This window comes from Cryobacterium sp. MLB-32 (assembly GCF_000738085.1).
Lineage (GTDB): Bacteria > Actinomycetota > Actinomycetes > Actinomycetales > Microbacteriaceae > Cryobacterium.
Map to the genome: position 1 here is coordinate 1 of NZ_JPRS01000632.1, position 1,194 is coordinate 1,194.

Sequence of the window (1,194 nt, forward strand, 5' to 3'; positions counted from 1 at the left end):
TTGGGTCTATCCGGGACGTCTGGATGTTAAAGATAGTCTGCGGTGCGTTGGGATCCAATGAGTCCTCGAAGAGTGCCTGGGCTTCTGGCGATGCGTACCAATAGCCGCCCGAGTAGGTAGCATCCGCACAGGTGGTTACCGAGGTCCTATTTGCCTGTGTCCACCAGAAACAAACTCTAACGATTCGCTCCCCGTTGTACACATTCCCGGCAGCTTTGGCGTATCCGGTGTACTGGATGGAATGGTATTCCTGAGAGTAGGCATAGCTTGACCCCCAGACGAGCTGGGGCGTTGGGCCCTTTGGCGGGGTGGTCGGGTAGGTAGCCCCGACTGGGTCGCCGCCTGGTGTAATTGCGTACGATTCGGTGACCACTCTGAGTCCATCCTCAGGACCAAGTTGCTGGCCACTTACGACGATGGTGTCGGAACCCTTGGTTTTTTCTGGACTGTCGGCGTAAGCCGCGCTAGCTCCCAGACCTGTCAGTAACAGGGCAACACTCGCTGCCGCAATTATCTTCTGAATTTTCATTTGTATCCCCATTTCTTGTATCGCCGGAGCTAGATACAAGCGCCGACGATGATTACTGCATGGTCGACTTCGGTTGCTTACCTCTTCCCCCTGAACGCTTCTTTGCGTTCCCTCACGGTATACCTGTCCTTCAACATCAATCAAGCAGCATCCTCGACTGCGCGCAGTCAGAAGATCTTAGGCTGAGTGCGGTGCCGTGATGACGATCACCGTGTCGTCGGACTTCGCACACTGCCCAAAAGAATCGTCGGCCTTCTGGCCCCGATGACTGGCGAACTGAAAAATGCCATAGGAGGGGCGCTTCGTCCCGAGGACAAGCAGTGCCCGCGTTCGCCAAACTTGAGCGTGACATCATTCGCGAACGCACCCTCGCCGACCTCACCACCGCTCGGGCCCAGGGCCCGGATCGGTCACCTCAACCCTGAACGCTAGCCGCTGTTCAACTTCAGGCCAGACCCCCAATCCTGGGGCTAACTGAGCAGATCAGAACGCGTCAGTCGATCTCCGAACCAGTTGTGCAGGCCTGAACGGACATCTGTGCAATTGAGAATGCTCATCTCGATGTCAGTAAATTGCTCATTTGGCTGTCAGTGACCAGTCGCTGTGTGGCCAGGGTGGGACTGCTACTGGAGCGGTCTAGTGATCTTCATGTCTCATGTGCGTTC

The 1,194-nt window shown here is 56.1% G+C and carries 1 protein-coding gene; it reads right to left on the reverse strand.

From position 1 onward, the window contains the following. Positions 1–529 (reverse strand): hypothetical protein (locus tag JF66_RS24805; RefSeq protein ID WP_035880784.1); only part of this gene is annotated, 529 nt, incomplete at its 3' end. Positions 530–1,194: the final 665 nt, after the last annotated feature.